Source organism: Butyrivibrio sp. XB500-5 (assembly GCF_003625505.1).
GTDB lineage: Bacteria > Bacillota > Clostridia > Lachnospirales > Lachnospiraceae > Butyrivibrio.
This window is the reverse complement of sequence record NZ_RAIS01000001.1, coordinates 874,959-892,292: the sequence shown is the minus strand read 5'-3', so window position 1 is coordinate 892,292 and position 17,334 is coordinate 874,959. Positions and strand designations below refer to the sequence as shown.

Here is a 17,334-nt window from a genome sequence, read left to right as displayed (position 1 = left end):
CATAGGGGTTGTAATTGTTTTTTAATGGTTGATATTCTATAGATCCGTTTCTTTTGGGAGAGATGTACTATGAAGCTAAAACATGCATCGTAAACCACCCTGAATACGATTATGATGATGGAATAACACATTTATTCTTATATGCCGGTGGAAAGGTCAATACGCCAAACAAGCAATATGGCAAAAAACTCCACGAAATGCTAGAATATATGGTATCAGGAAAGAGACCGGCTACTCCTGACAACGATATCAGTAATATCGATAAACTGGTTACAAGTGTTAAATCCAAGACGGAGGTAACAAAGACATATATGAGACAGTGGGAAATAGAAATAGCAATGAAACGCGAAGCTAAGGCGGAAGGAATAGCTGAAGGAAAAGCTGAGGGAAAAGTGGAAGCTGCTATTGAAATGATAAATTTTAGTAGAGAATTAGGTGCGGATGATGAGTTGATTCGTACCAAGTTAAAAGATAATCTAAAATTATCTGATGAGATGATTGATGAGCTTTTTGAGAAAGTCTAAAATATGATAATTATAATTCTAAAGACTCCAAGGATTGTTCCTTGGAGTCTTTTTATTTGGCAAATAAAGAAAGAATAGACGAAAAGTGACATTTAACGTTTGTCGTTAAAAAACTTGTCGTTCATAACAAAAACTTGTCGTTCGTCCCATTGATGTTGAAAAACGTTTTCGCACACATTAAGCTTTGGGTGTAAGGATCTAACACCTTACCATAACATTATGGGGGAAGTCAAAACACAATGAACAATTAAGTGTACATGAATAACAAAGTCTCTAACATCATTATTGATATAAGTGGATAAAACCAAAACTACTATAACCTGATTATTATTTTTTATCCATAATGTTATGCCAAAAGCAGGCCGGAGTATGTCGTGATACTCCGGTCTTATTCTAAAGGTGAGGGAAGACGTTGAAGGAAAAGAGTACTACCAAGGAGAAGTATATGTTTGAATCCATATATGAATCTTTGGTAAAAGAGAAGCTTAGGGATTTCGAAAAGGACTTATCCGTACTGACAAGAGGCTATGAAGAAGCCGAAAGAGAACTCATAAACATAAGAAAGATCAAAAAGCAGTTTAAGGAATATCTCAAGGGGGAATTAAGAGATATAAGCCAGACGCTGTTGATAGCTGATATTAACGAGCAGAGGCAAGGCGTTTTTGAATTCTGGGATCTCTATCCCGACTCACAGTATAAACAGTACATAGATCGCTTTTTTGACAAGTACTACTATGAGAGATTTATTGCCAGGTACAAGCTTTGGCACGAAAGAATTCATCGTACCATGGATCTTGGCTATGCTTTCCTCTTGGAAGTGATAAAAAGATACTTGAACGATCTGGATAAGCTAAGAGCGAAGAGACTTCTTAAAAGAGCCGGTGAATACGTTCTTCAGGAAGTGGAATTTCTCGGAGATAAAAGAAATAGCGGGAAATGCACGGTAAGATGCAAGATAAATGAAGACTATGTCATCTACAAACCTGAGAGCGGAAGAATATTTGAGCTGTATGGCAAGCTGATAAAGCTTGTAAGCGGTGATGATAATTACAAGATTTTGAATATGGTTCAGGGAAATAAATATTTCTGGGCCGAGCATGTCACTAACTATAGATGTAATACGGAAAGTGATATAAGAGAGTTTTATAAGAATGCGGGATTTATGCTTGCTTTGGCGTATCTGATGAACGCTGTTGATATAAATGACAGAAAAGTATACGCAGTCGGAAAATATCCGGTGCTTATCGATGCGGAAACATTATCTTCGACCAATCTTTTTTCAAAAAAGGTGACGAAGGAAAGGAAACTTTTTGACAGATCCGTATTTAAGACAGCGATCATTCCTATGCATTACAGCAGGGAAAACAAAGATATAATAGAGCACAACGCTTTGGGAGATGTGATATTAGTTGCTCGTTCCGAGAGTGATATAACAGATGAGTTCACGTCCAAGGCAAAAGAGCGATGGGAAGTCAGAAAATACAAAGGAAAGCATACGCATTTACCAAAGTTCTCCGGTGAAAGCGTTCCCGTATGGGAGTATGTAGATGATGTTATAGAAGGGTTTGACGAAGGCTATGACAATATCATGGATAGCCTCCCAGCTATATATAAGCTTTTAAAAGATTATGAAAATACCAAGATAAGAATAATTTTAAGAAACCGCGATTTTTATTCTCAAATGCTAAAAAAGCTTAATTCACCTGAGCTTTTAAAGGATAAAGAGACTACGCAGGATTATATAAAATTAGTTTTTACAGACAGCAGTATAGATGAGTATTCGCTTAAGCATGAGATACAGCAGTTGATGAGAGGTGATGTGCCTTATTTCACAACGCTATTAAAGGACAGAACAGTCTATACCCAGGAATGGGACAGGGCGCTTAAAAGACGCTATGAATCTCCGTTAGAATGCATAATAAATAAGCTCGATGATTTTTCTAAAGAAGATAAAGAAAAACAGATTGATTTTATAAGGAGTGCATTTGACTACGATCACTGCAGCTTAGCTTACTTTGATAATGACAAAACTATAGAAAGTGTGGTGAATGAATGGATTCTATGAAACACGGCATTACAGTCCAGAGACTGGCATTTACTTTTGCTTTGATCGTGGCGGTACTATTGTCAGCATTCAACAGAAACGAAGGTTTGACAGAAGGATTTTATATATCGAATTATGTTATATTATCAACCTTTTCTCTGATGTTTATTTACAGGATTCTTTTTCGGGAGAGCGAAAAAAGAAATTCATACTATTTTTTTGATATGAAACCGCAGGAAAAAATTTTTGCCGGTTTGAATTTTGTGTTGGTAGTAGTCTGGTTATTAAGCCAGGTTAGTTATTTTCATTAATAAGATGGTGGAAGGGGGAAAAGTGAAATGAATTATTTAGTTAGTTTTATGTCTATGGTATGCTTCTTCAAATGGGAAGATCTTACACATTTAATATTTTGAGTGGTTCTTATAGGGGAGAATTTTTTACACAGGAGTCGATTATTCGGCTCCTGATGTGCTATTATGGACAATAGGGATTATAAAACACTTATGTGGGAGAGAGTAATATGTTCACAATAGCTATTTGCGATGATGATGAGAGAGTCAGAGATTTCATTCAAGATTGTGCGAATGATTTTTTTTCCGTATCGGGAACTCAATATAATTTTATTTTATGTCAAAATGGTGATGAGCTTTTAAAAAGGCTATCTTCGATGGAAAATCCAATCAGTATTCTATTTCTTGATATCGAAATGCCCGGAGAAACGGGTATTGAGATAAAAAATAGTCTGCAAAACAATTCCGCAGTTGAGAAAATTGTTTTTATAACAAGTCATACCGAAGCGATGCAACAGGCTTTTGGTCTAAAAGTAGTGGGATTTATGAATAAGCCTCTGGAAAAAAAGCTTGTGATAGAGTGGATCAGTAATATCTACACGGAATTTAGCAGCAGAGAAGGAATTTCATTTGGAGACAGGTTTTATCAATATGATGATATCCTTTATATCAAATCAGACGGGAACTATCTTGTTGCAAAATTGTCCAATGGAAAAGAAACTTCATCTGAAAGGATGGGGATTACTTCATTTATCAAGGTTCTTGATAATAGATTTGTTCGTATCCATAGATCATATATAGTGAATTTATCTCATGTACAAAGAATTAAATACAATGAGATATGCATCGACAATGATGAGGCACTTCCGCTGGGGAGAAGCTTTTCGGAAGATGTAAAGAATAAGTATGATGATTATGTACTGGCTAAAGTTAAAGGACGTATGGGATGGTAGTTTTCTTTTTGGAATTTTTATTTATATTTTTTGATCTGTGCATATATTTAATTATTTACAGAGTGATATTTGGAGCTCGGTATAAGAAAAATGCGTTATATTCAACACTTATCCTACTCGGGATAAGTGTGTTGCTTGAGGGATTATCTGTTATAACGGGAGGAAAGATTAACGCCGCAGAAAGTACGCTGATGTTTGGGTTTATTATACCTTTTTTATTCAAGGGGAAAACTCTTAAATGGTTGGGGCTCTACTTCCCGATTTTGGGTATTCCTACGACAATATCATCAATAATCAATATATGGATTGATTCATCCAATATTATTACTAAGAATAGCTTATCAGATTATTGCCTTAGGTTACTTGATGTTTTTGTGGTATGTGGACTTTTATATTTTGTGCATAGAACAAGAAGAGACACGCGCGGAATAGAACTTAGCACAATGCAGATAATTCTTTTGAATATTTGTACATTGTTGGTGGGAATTATATTTGCCGAAAAAGAGTCTATGTATCCGGGTGGAAATAAGATAGGGACTGTGTTGTTTGTGAATTCCGTATCTATCATGAGCCTTATTTTCTATATTCTGGTAATGTACTCAATTTATCTTGAAAAATCGCGAATGCATGAAAGATTTGTCTCAAAGTGCCAAAAAAACACATTAAATTCGCAAAAAGAACAGATTGATGCGATTTTAGAGAGTGAGAAAAAGCTTAGAGCATGCAGACATGATTTTAAGGCACATATATACGCGCTCAGTTCGCTTGCAGAGGCTGGGGATACGGAAGGACTTAGGAAGTATTGCAGAGGTCTTGTAGAAGATTCGGAAAAATACAGTAAGGCTATTATTTCCGGAAATGTTGCGGTTGACGGAATACTGGGACGGTGTGCCGATATGTGCGAGGAGAAAGGAATTACATTCACGTATCAGGTCGCGCTTCTTAAGGAAAATAAAGCGGATGATTATGAGCTTTGTATTATCTTTTCCAATATTATGAACAATGCGATCGAGGCCTGCGAAAGCGGCGATGAGATAAGACTTGTGTGCTATCCATACAACGATGTTCTGTGCATTCTTCAGAAGAACCCGATCCACAAGGAACTTAAATATGAGAATGGTAAGCTTGTAACGACCAAAGAAGATAAAGAACTCCACGGACACGGCCTTGATAATGTAAAGACAGTCATAAAAAAATACAACGGCCACATGGAGGTCAAAGTCGAAGACGGCAATTTCTCCATAGAACTGTTACTTTAAGCTTTCTGAATTCATAAAAAATTTACTGTTAATTCGGTATGAAATATTAGATAATATTAGTAGACGGTTTATAGTGAAAAATATGTTGCTATTCTATGATGAAAAGTGATGCTTTTGAGCTTTATGTCATAGTATGGCGACGGAAATATATTTGAAGGGTTTATCGGTTCGAAAGGAGACTGTATATGGAAGGCATGAGCACTCAGGATATTCTTAACGGACAGGATTTATCTACTGCGAATGTTGACGATCTTTTGGCGGCTATGAAAGCTGAAGAGAATGCTGCGGCAGCTGCTGCGAGCGCAGAGGCGGGAGCCGTTGAAGAAACTGTGCCTGAAGCACCTGCGGAAGAGGCTCCCAAGCCAAAGAGAACCCGTAAGAAAGCGGCTGCGCCTGCTCCGGAGGCAGAAGCTGTTTCCGAAGTAGCAGCTGAGGCAGTTCCCGAAGCGGCGGCAGAGGTTATACCGGAAGTGCCGGCAGAACCTGTGTCGGAAGCCGCACCTGAAATGGATACAGTGGCAGAACCGGATATTCCGGATCTTGAAGAGATATTGGCCGAAGAAAAGGCTAAAACAGCGGCAGCGGAGGCAGCGCCTGACGCCGAGATCCCCGCAAGCCCCGCTGAAACAGCGGAAGCAGATGCAATGGCAGCAATGGCTGCTATGGTGGGCGAAGCAGTGGCTGAACCTGTGGCTGAAGCTGTTGATATTGATGCTATGTTGGCTGCAAGCGGAAGTGAAGCTACCGGAGCGGAGATCCCTGTAGAGGAACCTGCACCTGAGGCTGCGCCTGTAGATGTGGATGCTATGCTCGCCGCAATGGCAAACGCCGAGACGGCTTCAGACGTTGATGCGCTGATGGCAGCAGCTACAGCAGAATCGGAAGCCGCAGCAGAGATGCCTGCAGAAGCACCCGCAGACGGCGCTACAGATATAGATGCTATGCTTGCTGCAATGGGAGCAAGCGATGTTGCAAATGAAGCACTTGCACAGGCAATGCCTGAGCTCGCACCGGAAGCAGCACCTGCAGAGGCTGCACCCGATATTGATAATTCCGCTTTGGCGGACGACGCGCTTGATCTGGGCGCCGCACCGGCAACAGATGAACAGGCATCTGAGTTGGAAGTACTTGGATCAGCATTGACAACAGAAGAACAGGCAGCTGAGCTTGAAGCGCTCGTAGCTGCATCGGAAGCTGCAATGTCGTCAGAAGAGCCTGCACCGGAAGCAGCACCTGATATTGCAGCAGAAGAGCCTGCACCGGAGGCTGTTCCTGATATCGCGGCAGAAGCTCTTGCAGAGCCTTCACCCGAAACTATGGAAATCCCTGACATCGAGGAGCCTGTTCTTGCAGAGCCCGTGATAGAAGAGCCTGCATTAGAGGAACCTTCGCTCGGAGATGTTGTTGCGCAGGAGGCTGCGGCAGAAGCAGCTGCACCTGAGGCCGGAGCGCCGGAAGAATCAGCACCTGAGGCAGCAACTGCTGATGCAGCCGAGATGGATGCCCTTATGGCGGCAATGGCGGCAGCAGAGAATGACGCTGCTGTAGCAGAAAGCGCCGGCCAGAGCCTTGACGATATATTAAACGCAGAGGTAGATGCTCTCACAGAGCCTGTTGCAGAAGAGCCTGCATTCGAAGAAACAGCGCAAGCTTCTTCGACAGATCTTGCGGATGCCGTTGCAGGCGCCGTTACCGATATAGAGAGCTTCCTTGATACAGATGATTATGAATATACCGTTGTAAGCAGCGGAGCCAAGACTCTTATCATTATCAAGACCAATGAGAGCAATGCGCTCGCGGTTACTTATGAAAACGGCGAATTTGATTCGCTTCAGCCCGGTTACAGCAAGGATGATAAGCGCGGCTACAGCGATATCATGAATGCCTTCGTAAAAGAGACTATCTCATCCGGCGGAAGCTTCGAGATCAAGAGACACAAAGGCAGCAAGTTTGTATAAGCCTTTTTACAAACAATACGAACACAAAGGTCCCGACAGATGACTGCCGGGACCTTTTTTATGCAATGCGAAAAACACAGAAAATGATAAGCCTATATGCTTTTTTGAATGGATTTCTTCCCATACAAAGAGTACAATAGAGAAACTTACACTTAAGTTATGGAAACAGAGAGTATTTCAGGCAAAATATGGGAGATGTTATGAGAGAGAAAAAAGGTTTATTCGGTGATGTGTCTTTTTACAAAAGCGCACTCGCGATTGCGATTCCGATCATGCTACAGGCGCTTATTCAGAACATGGTATCGCTTATAGATAATTTTATGGTATCGGGGCTTGGAGATGTCTCCATGTCCGGAGTTAACGTTGCGGGCCAGATCCTGTTTATTTTTATGGTGTTTGTAAATACAATAACCATGGCAGGCGGAATCTTCTTAACACAATTTTTCGGGGCAAAAGACAAGGCGGGAATGCAGCAGGCATTTGTATTCAAGGTATTTATGGGATTGTCTGCGTTTATACCGTATTTCTTTGTTTGCCGTGTTTTCCCAAGACAGGTGCTGTCACTTATGCTGATAGGAAACAGCCAGGCGCCGCTTATCCTCGATGAGGCGGTCAGATATATACGCATAATGTTCTTTATGGGACCTCTTATGACACTGTCCGTCAGCATTGCAAGCTCACTGAGAGATATGGGAAGAGTTAAGGCTCCGCTTGTTGTTACGGTTATCGCGACACTGACCAATACTGTATTTAACTATATTCTTATCTACGGACACTTCGGGTTCCCCGCGCTTGGCGTAAGAGGAGCTGCGGTTGCGACCGTTATTGCGAGAACCGTGGAATTTTTGATCTTTTTAGGCATATATATTAAGGTTAAGCCCGAGTTTGCGATTGAGTTTGGAAAAGGCTTTAAAGTTGACTTCAGGCTCTTTGGTGAGATACTTAAGAAGGGCGCCCTCATGCTTTTCTGCGAGATGACTTGGGTATTTTCCGAGACTGTAAACACCGCAATCTTTAACAGCAGAGGCGGCGCTGAGGTCGTATCCGGAATGTCGGCGAGCTTTGCGATAGCAAATCTCTTTTTCGTGGCATTCGGAGGAATTTATTCTGCAACAAGCGTTATAATAGGTAAGACGCTGGGAGAAGGAAATCTTGAAAAAGCGCGTGATCAAAAGAACTGGCTCTTATCCGGATCTATTGTGTTTGGGTGCCTTATGACAATTCTTGGCTTCTTTACGATAGCGCTTGTTCCCGTCGTCTACGGAAGGCTTAGTCCGGAAGCAATCAGCATAACCGAAAGAATGGTAGTTGTACTTGCACTCTTCATGCCTATTTGGGTTTATATCAACGCACAGCAGGCGGTTGCAAGATCCGGAGGCGATACCAAGATGGGTGCATACGGAGATGCGCTTGTAACCCTGGTCATCTTGATCCCGATGATACTTATCCTTGGAATATACACAAACATCGGCCCTATTCAGCTTTTTATCTATATCAAGCTTGTTGATTTCATCAAGGTTACGATATTCTACTTCTGGCTGAAAAAAGAGCGCTGGCTTAAGAACCTCGCGGAGGGACACGCCGCGTAAATACTTAAAACGGAGACATACATGGATCTTATCAAGAAATTTATACCGTATTACAAACCATATATAGGAGTATTTTTGTTCGACCTTTTCTGCGCCACGGTCTTGTCTGTTATAGACCTTGTTTTTCCGCAGTTTATAAGGATACTCAGAGCAACACTTTTCTTGGAAGAACCACAGATAATCATAAAGAGAATCTGGATTATCGGACTTGTTTTGCTGGTTCTGTATTTCATCAGATTTCTCTGCAGATGGTATGTTACCTACTGGGGCCATATGATGGGCGCCAAGATGGAATCGGGCATGCGAAAAGAGCTGTTTGAACGCTTTGAAGCATTTTCTTTTTCCTACTATGATACGCACAATACAGGCGAGATGATGAGTAAGCTTGTCTCTGACCTTTTCGATATTTCCGAGCTTGCGCACCACGGCCCCGAGAACATATTTATTTCTTTTATAAAAATAGTAGGATCGATCATTTTGCTTATGCGAATAAACGTGCCGATGACGCTTTGTCTTGTCGCTGTCGTTCTTGTTATGGCTGTTTTTTCCGTTAGCCGCAACAAAAAGATGAGAGCAACGTTCTCCGATAACAGGAAGAAGGTTGCGGGCATCAATTCATCACTTCAGGATACGCTCGGCGGCATCAAGGTCGTGAAATCCTTTACGGGTGAGAAGATCGAGGAAAAGAAATTTGACGAAAGCAACCTCGCTTTCCTTGAATCCAAAAGAGACAATTACAAGCAGATGGCTCTTTTCCATTCGGGAAACAATTTCTTTGAAGGGCTCCTGTTTGTGACCGTTATCGTTGCGGGCGGCGTGTTTATCGCCAAAGGGCAGATGAGCGTAGAGGACATGGCTATCTATGCTCTCTACATCAACATCTTTATCAATCCCGTGAACGTACTTGTCGAGTTTACGGAGCAGCTTCAGAAGGGGCTTGCGGGCTTTGGAAGATTCTGCGAGGTCATGGATACGATGCCCGAAATAGTTGATAAAGAGGGGGCAAAAGAGCTTACGAAGGTGGAAGGTGTTATCGACTACGAAGATGTTTCTTTTGCCTACGGAGAAGAGGATAACGTTCTTGATCATATAGATCTTCATGTTGATAAAGGCAGAAATGTAGCGATTGTCGGCCCTTCCGGTGGCGGAAAGACAACGCTTTGCTCGCTTCTTCCAAGGTTTTACGATGTTACGGGCGGAAGCGTCAAGATAGACGGAATCGATATCCGCGACGTTACGCAGAGGTCGCTTCGTTCATTTATCGGTATCGTGCAGCAGGATGTATATCTTTTTAACGGGACCGTCAGGGAGAATATCGCATACGGTAAGCCCGACGCCACATTTGAGGAAATCAGAGAGGCTGCGGAGAAAGCGGATCTCTTGGAGTTCATAGATTCTCTTCCAAGCGGCTTTGATACTATTGTGGGTGAGAGAGGAGCAAGACTTTCGGGCGGACAGAAGCAGAGGATCGCTATCGCAAGAGTGTTCCTTAAGAATCCCCCGATCCTTATCCTTGATGAGGCTACTAGCGCGCTTGATAACGAAAGTGAGAGATACGTTCAGGACAGTCTTGAAAAATTGTCGGTCGGAAGAACGACGATAACGATCGCGCACAGACTTTCTACGATACTTGGCGCCGATGAGATCATTGTGCTTGGAAACAACGGCATCGAAGAGCGCGGGACCCACAAAGAGCTCGTAATGAACGGCGGCTTGTATGAGAAATACTATCGCATGCAGTTAGGGAAAATCTGATATACAGGTGTCACAATACAAAAAGTTTTCATGCTTGCATGAGAAACTTTTTGTATTCGTGACCCGCACAAACATGAGGAAAAAAGCTGTTTGCGGAGCAAATCAGCGATTTCCGAATGTTTGTAGAATTACGAGAATGGCTCCGCCATGGAGTAATTCGTATATCATATATAGTATGATAGAGAATGGCTCCGCCAAGGAGTAATTCGTACATCATATATAGTATAATGTAATACAGAGGCAAATATATGGTATCGATAAAAGATGTGGCCAAGGAGGCGGGAGTTGCTATTTCAACGGTCTCCAAGGTTTTAAACAACTATCCGAATGTAAGTGAAGCAACAAGGAAAAAAGTTAATGAAGTGGTGGACAGGCTCGGCTTTGTTCCCAACACCGTAGCTGCAACGCTTTCATCCAAGAAAGCCGGCAGAGTGGCGCTTCTTATACGACTCGGTCAGCGCAGTAATTCAAGAGATGAGATCAATATGCAGTATATTTCAGGTGCGGTTCACAAGGCAAAAGAGCTGCAGATGGATGTTATCACTGTTTTCATGTCCATGATAGAGGATATGACCGTTGCAGAAGTCACGAATTACTTTGTTTCACAGGGAATAAAGGGACTTATAATCTATGGCATGACGACCAAGGATAAGGTCCTTCATAAGCTCATTGAGAGTGGTAATTTCAAGATAGTTGTTGTTGATGCGCCTATGGTAAATGAGACGACATCATCGGTCAGCGTCGATCAGGCAAAGGCTCAGTACGATATAGCCAAGAAGACAATCACAGAGAATAAGAGTAAGAAAGTTCTCTATATTTCCGGAGATGAGTACGGATACGTCACCGGAGAGAGACTTGAAGGGATCAAGAAGCTCTGCGATGAAAAGAAGCTTAAGCTTACCGTGAAAAACGGCAAGTTCTCCGAGCTTACGGCCAGAGAGATAACCATGAAATTTGCCAAGAACAATGACATAGTCGTTTGTGCCTCGGATCTTATGGCTATAGGAGCCATGAAGGCACTTATAGATATGGATATATTCAGGCCCGTATGCGGCTTTGACGGCATAATGCTTATGGGCTACGTAGGAAAACAGATGAATACCGTAAAACAGGATTTTGCGGATATTTCAGGGATTGCCCTTGAGGAACTTGCAGGGCTCATGAACGGAGAGAAGGGGCGCAAGATAGTGGCTTCACACGAGCTCGTGCGCATGAAATACGAGGATATAATCTATTAAAAGGTTATTTATTCAAGAATTTCAGATGATTCTTGATTTTATAAAGTTGCACTTGCAGAAAACGTTTTCCTATGGTAAAGTACCGGTATAGAGTTTTGGAAAACGTTTTCCGAAATCAATTTACCTGATTTAGAGAGGAGAAGAAAAATGTCCAAGCACACAAACATGCAGCGTGACGTATTGGTTCTCAATCTTGAGGAGCAGCTTGACGGAATTGCAGAGGAGTTATTCGGAAAGACACTTAAAGAGTGCACAGACAAGGAGACTTACTATGTGCTTCTTGAGATGACAACGAGACTTATGGACGTTACTGAGCTTAGTAACGGTGAGAAGAAGATTTACTACATTTCAATGGAGTTCCTTATCGGTAAGCTTCTTTCCAACAACCTTATAAATTTAAGAGTATACGACAGGGTTAATGCCATCCTTGAAAAGAACGGCAAATCCCTTGCTCAGATAGAGGAGTGCGAGCCCGAGCCTTCACTTGGAAACGGCGGACTTGGAAGACTTGCGGCATGTTTCCTTGATTCAATAGCAACCTTAGGCCTTTCCGGAGAGGGAATCGGTCTTTGCTATCACTACGGTCTTTTCAAGCAGGTGTTCAAGGATCACCTTCAGAATGCGGAAAAGAACGACTGGATCGAGGATATGAGCTGGCTTGAGAAGACAGATACCACCTTCGAAGTTTCTTTTGGCAAAAAGAAAGTCGTATCAAGGCTCTACAATATGAACATTGCGGGCTACGATACCGGTGTTAACAAGCTTAGACTTTTTGATATAGAGAGTGTTGATGAGAGCCTTGTAAAGAAGGGCATTGATTTCGACAAGACCAAGATCGACAAGAATCTCACTCTTTTCCTCTATCCCGATGATTCGGATGAGGCCGGAAACTTGCTTAGGATCTACCAGGAGTATTTCCTTGTTTCCAACGCGGCTCAGCTTATTTTGAGAGAGCAGAAGGAGCGTCAGTACGACCTTCACGAGCTGCACAATCATGCGGTTATCCAGATAAATGATACGCACCCCACAATGATAATCCCTGAACTTATCAGGATCCTTGTTGAGGACAAGGCGTTTAACATCGACGAGGCGATCAGCGTTGTAAGTAAGACCTGCGCTTACACCAACCACACAATCCTTGCCGAGGCACTCGAGACATGGCCTCTCGCATACATGGAGAAGGTTGTTCCTCAGCTCGTTCCGTATATAAAAGAGCTTGATAAGAGAGTTAAGGCTAAGCACAAGAACCCCAAGGTTCATATAATTGACAAGGATAAGAAGGTTCACATGGCCTTTATCGATATCCACTACGGCTTCTCTATCAACGGTGTTGCCGCTATTCATACTGATATCCTTAAGGACAGTGAGCTCAATGACTTCTACAAGATCTATCCCGAGAAGTTCAATAATAAGACCAACGGTATCACCTTCAGAAGATGGCTTATGTCCTGCAACCATCCGCTAACCGATTTCCTTTCAAAGACGATTGGCGACGGCTTCAAGAAGGACGCACTTAAGCTTGAAAAGCTCCTTGATCATATTGATGAACAGGAGGTTCTCGACGAGCTCGATGCCATCAAGAAGGGCAAGAAAAAAGAGCTTGCGGAGTATCTTAAGAAGCATGAAAATGTCGAGGTTGATCCCGATTCAATCTTCGATATTCAGGTAAAGAGACTTCATGAGTACAAGAGACAGCAGATGAATGCTCTTTATATTATTCATAAGTATCTTGAAATCAAGGGCGGCAAGAAGCCTACACGCCCGATCACATTTATCTTCGGCGCCAAGGCTGCACCTGCTTATGTTATAGCAAAAGACATCATTCACCTTATTCTTGTGCTTTCCGAGATCGTAAACAACGATCCCGATGTGAACAAGTACATGAAGGTTATCATGGTTGAGAACTACAACGTTACTTACGCAGAGAAGCTTATCCCTGCGTGTGATGTTTCTGAGCAGATCTCACTTGCATCAAAGGAAGCTTCCGGAACAAGTAACATGAAGTTCATGCTTAACGGTGCGGTCACACTCGGAACCGATGACGGAGCCAACGTTGAGATCCATGAGCTTGTAGGAGATGACAATATCTACATTTTCGGAGTAAAGGCCGATGAAGTTATTAAGCACTACAAGAAAGCCGATTACGTATCCAAGGACTATTATAAAAAGAGTCCTGTGATAAAAGAGGCTGTGGATTTCATTGTAAGTAAGAAGTGCCTTGCGGTCGGTCACAAAGAGAACCTTGAAAGACTCTACAAAGAGCTCATAAACAAAGACTGGTTCATGACACTTTTGGATCTTGAGAGCTATATCAAGAAAAAGGATGAGATCTTTGCAGATTATGAGAACCGCGATAAGTGGAAGAAGATGATGCTTACAAATATCGCCAAGGCAGGCTACTTCTCATCGGACAGAACGATAAACGATTACAATAAAGACATTTGGCATTTATGATGCATTTGATCTAAGCGGGCTATCCATAGATTAAATCTATGGATAGCCTATTATATTTTATATTATACCTACTGATGCGATAGGCTTATACTCATCTCATTAAACTGGCAACTATTGGAAGGAGACAACATAGATGAGTAAGATTCAGACACCATATCGTTATGACTTTGTAGGAAGCTTTTTAAGGCCTCAGGCACTTAAGGATGCCAAGGCTTCTTTTCAGGAAGGAAAGATTACACAGGAAGAGTACGACAAGATAGTAAATGATGAGATCACCAAGGTAGTAGCCAAGCAGAAAGAGCTTGGATATCACATAATCACTGACGGAGAGTTCAGAAGAACCTTCTGGCACCTTGATTTCATGTGGGGATTTGAAGGCGTTGAGCACAAGGCAACAGGAAACGGAGTTCCCTTTAACGGAGAGCTCGCTGTTCTTGATGACACATACCTTGTAGGCAAGATCAAGGCTAAGGCACATCCTTTCGTTGAGTACTTCAAGTTCCTTAAGCAGTTCGAAGATGAGAATACAGTAGCAAAGTACACAATCCCTGCACCTGCGCAGACTTTCCAGCAGATGATCGTACCTGCCAACTTTGAGAGAACAAGACAGTTCTATCCCGACAACAAGGAGCTTATCAAGGACGTTGCGGCAGCTTACAGAGACGTTATCAAGCAGTTTTACGATGCGGGCTGCAGAAACCTTCAGTTCGATGACTGTACATGGGGAGCAATCGTCGGAGACGCCGCTAAGCTCAGATACAAATCACTTGGCATAGATCTTGAAGAAGTACAGGATCAGCTTCTTGAAGTAAATAATCTTGCACTTGAAGGAAAGCCTTCTGACATGGTTATCACATCACACGTCTGCAGAGGTAACTATCATTCAACATACTTTACAAGCGGTCCTTACGATACAGTAGCGGATCACGTATTTGCAAAAGAGAATGTGAATGCTCTTTTCCTTGAGTATGATGATGAGAGATCTGGCGGATTTGCGCCTCTTTCAAAGGTTTCGGATGATAAGAAAGTAGTACTCGGCCTTATCACAACAAAGTCACCTGTACTTGAAGATAAAGAAAAAGTGATCGCAAGGATTCATGAGGCAGCTAAATACATTCCGCTCGATCGTCTGTATTTAAGCCCTCAGTGCGGATTCGCATCTTGCGAGATTGGAAATAAGCTCACGGAAGAAGAGCAGTGGGCTAAGCTCAAATTGGTAAAAGAGATCGCGGAAGAAGTTTGGGGCTGAGAATAATAATCAAAAATAACAAAGCCGTACAACAAAGCACAAGTTGTTGTATGGCTTTTGTTTTACCCCGGTGCTATTATATACACATAGTAGGTTAGTTTTATTGGGTAAAAAGTAATAAAAAGGGGTTATAGTTATGCAGATTTACGTTGAGAAAAACTACGATGCTGTCAGCAGAAGGGCAGCAAATCTTATTTCCGCGCAGGTTATCTTAAAGCCTGACAGCGTTCTCGGACTCGCAACGGGTTCATCACCTATCGGTACTTATAAGCAGCTTGTCGAGTGGTATAACAAGAACGATCTTGATTTTTCCAAGGTGCGCACGGTAAACCTTGATGAGTATGTCGGACTTCCCAAAGAGGATGAGCACAGCTATCACTATTTCATGAATGACAATCTCTTTTCCAAGGTTGATATCAAACCTGAAAACGTGCATCTTCCAAACGGAATGGCCAGAGACATCGAGATGGAGTGTAAGGATTACGACGACCTTATCGCTTTATTCGGAGGAGCGGATCTTCAGGTGCTCGGTCTTGGAAGAAACGGTCACATCGGATTTAACGAGCCCGATGATCATTTCTCAACGGGAACTCATCTCGTAAATCTGACTCAAAGTACGATAGAAGCCAATTCAAGACTTTTTGATGATGAGTCTATGGTTCCGAGACAGGCTATCACAATGGGAATTAAGAGTATCATGTCCGCCAAGAAGATCGTACTTATCGTAAGCGGTTCAGACAAAGCGGACGCCCTTAATAAGTGCCTTAACGGAGTAATTACTCCCGAGGTTCCGGGTTCGATCTTACAGCTTCACAATGACCTTTATATCGTTGCAGACGAAGCAGCTATGGGGAGATAAAACATGATAATTAAGAATGCAGCTGTTTTTACCGAAGAAGGCTCCTTTGTATCAAAAGATATTTTTATAGACGGTACTAAGTTTGCGGAAAACGCAGGCGGCGATACTGTCGATGCTTTGGGATGCTATGCTATTCCCGGACTTGTCGATATTCACACTCACGGCTGTAACGGCGTTGATTTCAGTGACGGAGAACTAAGTACACTTGAGAAGATCCTCGACTATGAGGTACGTCAGGGCGTTACGACGCTCACACCGACGACAATGACTCTTTCAGAGGAAGACCTTGCGAAGGTCATGAAGAATGCTGCTTCCTACAAGGAAAATCAGGAAGACGGAAAAAGAGCTTACTTCCAGGGCATAAACATGGAAGGCCCTTTTATCTCAGAAAAAAAGTGCGGCGCGCAGAATACGAAATATATCAAAAAGCCTGATATAGACATGTTTAACAGACTCTTTGAGATTTCAAAAGGCTGCATAATGCTTTGCGATATCGCTCCCGAAGAGGACACGCCTTCTATGGATTTCATAAAAGAAATATCCAAGAAGTGCAGGATTTCCATAGCGCATACGGATGCCGATTATGAAATAGCAAAAAGAGCTATAGATGCGGGCGCAAGACATATGACACATCTTTATAACGCGATGGCACCGCTTCATCACAGGAATCCCGGACCTATCGCGGCAGCAGCCGAGGACGGAGACGTTGTTGCGGAGCTTATCTGCGACGGAATCCATGTAGCGGCACCTATGGTGAGAGCAACATTTAAGCTCTTCGGAAAAGAGAGAGTGGCTCTTATAAGTGATTCAATGATGGCTACGGGACTTGCAGACGGAGAGTACGAGCTTGGTAAGCAGCCCGTTACCGTAAGAGGAAACGAAGCCAAGCTTCACGACGGCACTATAGCAGGCTCTGTTACCAATCTTATGGGATGCTTAAGACATGCCGTACTTAATGTGGGAATTCCGATTGAAGACGCAGTTTATTCTGCGACGGTAACGCCTGCAAAAGCGGTCAGATGTTATGAGTTTACGGGATCAATCACACCCGGTAAATTTGCAGACCTTGTGCTGATAGATAAAAAGACATTTGAAGTAAGATCTGTATTTGCCAGAGGAAATAAGATAATCTGATAATAAACGCCGGCTCTATATTGGTGAT

At 42.5% G+C, this 17,334-nt stretch carries 12 protein-coding genes; all 12 read left to right on the top strand.

Going from position 1 to position 17,334, the window contains the following annotated elements; translation table 11 throughout:
* The first annotated feature begins 62 nt into the window (after nucleotides 1–62).
* Complete coding sequence (locus D6856_RS04085) at nucleotides 63–524, top strand: hypothetical protein (RefSeq protein WP_120685834.1); 462 nt, start codon at nucleotides 63–65, stop codon at nucleotides 522–524.
* 412 nt (nucleotides 525–936) lie between these two features.
* Nucleotides 937–2,589 (top strand): DUF4135 domain-containing protein, encoded by a 1,653-nt coding sequence (locus D6856_RS04080; protein WP_147367800.1) that lies wholly within the window; start codon nucleotides 937–939, stop codon nucleotides 2,587–2,589.
* A 499-nt stretch (nucleotides 2,590–3,088) separates the two neighbouring features.
* Nucleotides 3,089–3,811, top strand: a complete 723-nt coding sequence (locus D6856_RS04070; RefSeq protein WP_120685831.1) for a LytR/AlgR family response regulator transcription factor — start codon at nucleotides 3,089–3,091, stop codon at nucleotides 3,809–3,811.
* A 131-nt stretch (nucleotides 3,812–3,942) separates the two neighbouring features.
* On the top strand, nucleotides 3,943–5,070 hold the full coding sequence (locus tag D6856_RS04065) for a sensor histidine kinase (protein WP_207667261.1): 1,128 nt from the start codon (nucleotides 3,943–3,945) through the stop codon (nucleotides 5,068–5,070).
* Nucleotides 5,071–5,255: 185 nt separating this feature from the next.
* Entirely contained in the window at nucleotides 5,256–7,028 is a 1,773-nt protein-coding gene (locus D6856_RS04060) for a hypothetical protein (protein WP_120685829.1), read from the top strand.
* Between the two features lie 200 nt (nucleotides 7,029–7,228).
* Complete coding sequence (locus tag D6856_RS04055; RefSeq protein ID WP_199704109.1) at nucleotides 7,229–8,617, top strand: MATE family efflux transporter; 1,389 nt, start codon at nucleotides 7,229–7,231, stop codon at nucleotides 8,615–8,617.
* A gap of 21 nt (nucleotides 8,618–8,638) precedes the next feature.
* Nucleotides 8,639–10,372, top strand: a complete 1,734-nt coding sequence (locus D6856_RS04050) for an ABC transporter ATP-binding protein (protein WP_120685827.1) — start codon at nucleotides 8,639–8,641, stop codon at nucleotides 10,370–10,372.
* 248 nt (nucleotides 10,373–10,620) lie between these two features.
* Complete coding sequence (locus tag D6856_RS04045) at nucleotides 10,621–11,610, top strand: LacI family DNA-binding transcriptional regulator (protein ID WP_120655870.1); 990 nt, start codon at nucleotides 10,621–10,623, stop codon at nucleotides 11,608–11,610.
* 147 nt (nucleotides 11,611–11,757) lie between these two features.
* On the top strand, nucleotides 11,758–14,064 hold the full coding sequence (locus D6856_RS04040) for a glycogen/starch/alpha-glucan phosphorylase (protein ID WP_199704108.1): 2,307 nt from the start codon (nucleotides 11,758–11,760) through the stop codon (nucleotides 14,062–14,064).
* A gap of 133 nt (nucleotides 14,065–14,197) precedes the next feature.
* Complete coding sequence (locus D6856_RS04035) at nucleotides 14,198–15,313, top strand: 5-methyltetrahydropteroyltriglutamate--homocysteine S-methyltransferase (protein WP_120685826.1); 1,116 nt, start codon at nucleotides 14,198–14,200, stop codon at nucleotides 15,311–15,313.
* Nucleotides 15,314–15,449: 136 nt separating this feature from the next.
* Nucleotides 15,450–16,172, top strand: coding sequence for a glucosamine-6-phosphate deaminase (gene nagB, locus D6856_RS04030; RefSeq protein WP_092246709.1), 723 nt, complete (start codon nucleotides 15,450–15,452; stop codon nucleotides 16,170–16,172).
* A gap of 3 nt (nucleotides 16,173–16,175) precedes the next feature.
* Nucleotides 16,176–17,306 carry an N-acetylglucosamine-6-phosphate deacetylase gene (gene nagA / locus D6856_RS04025; RefSeq protein ID WP_120685825.1) on the top strand — a complete coding sequence of 377 codons (1,131 nt, stop codon included), beginning with the start codon at nucleotides 16,176–16,178 and terminating at the stop codon, nucleotides 17,304–17,306.
* The last annotated feature ends 28 nt before the right edge of the window (nucleotides 17,307–17,334 follow it).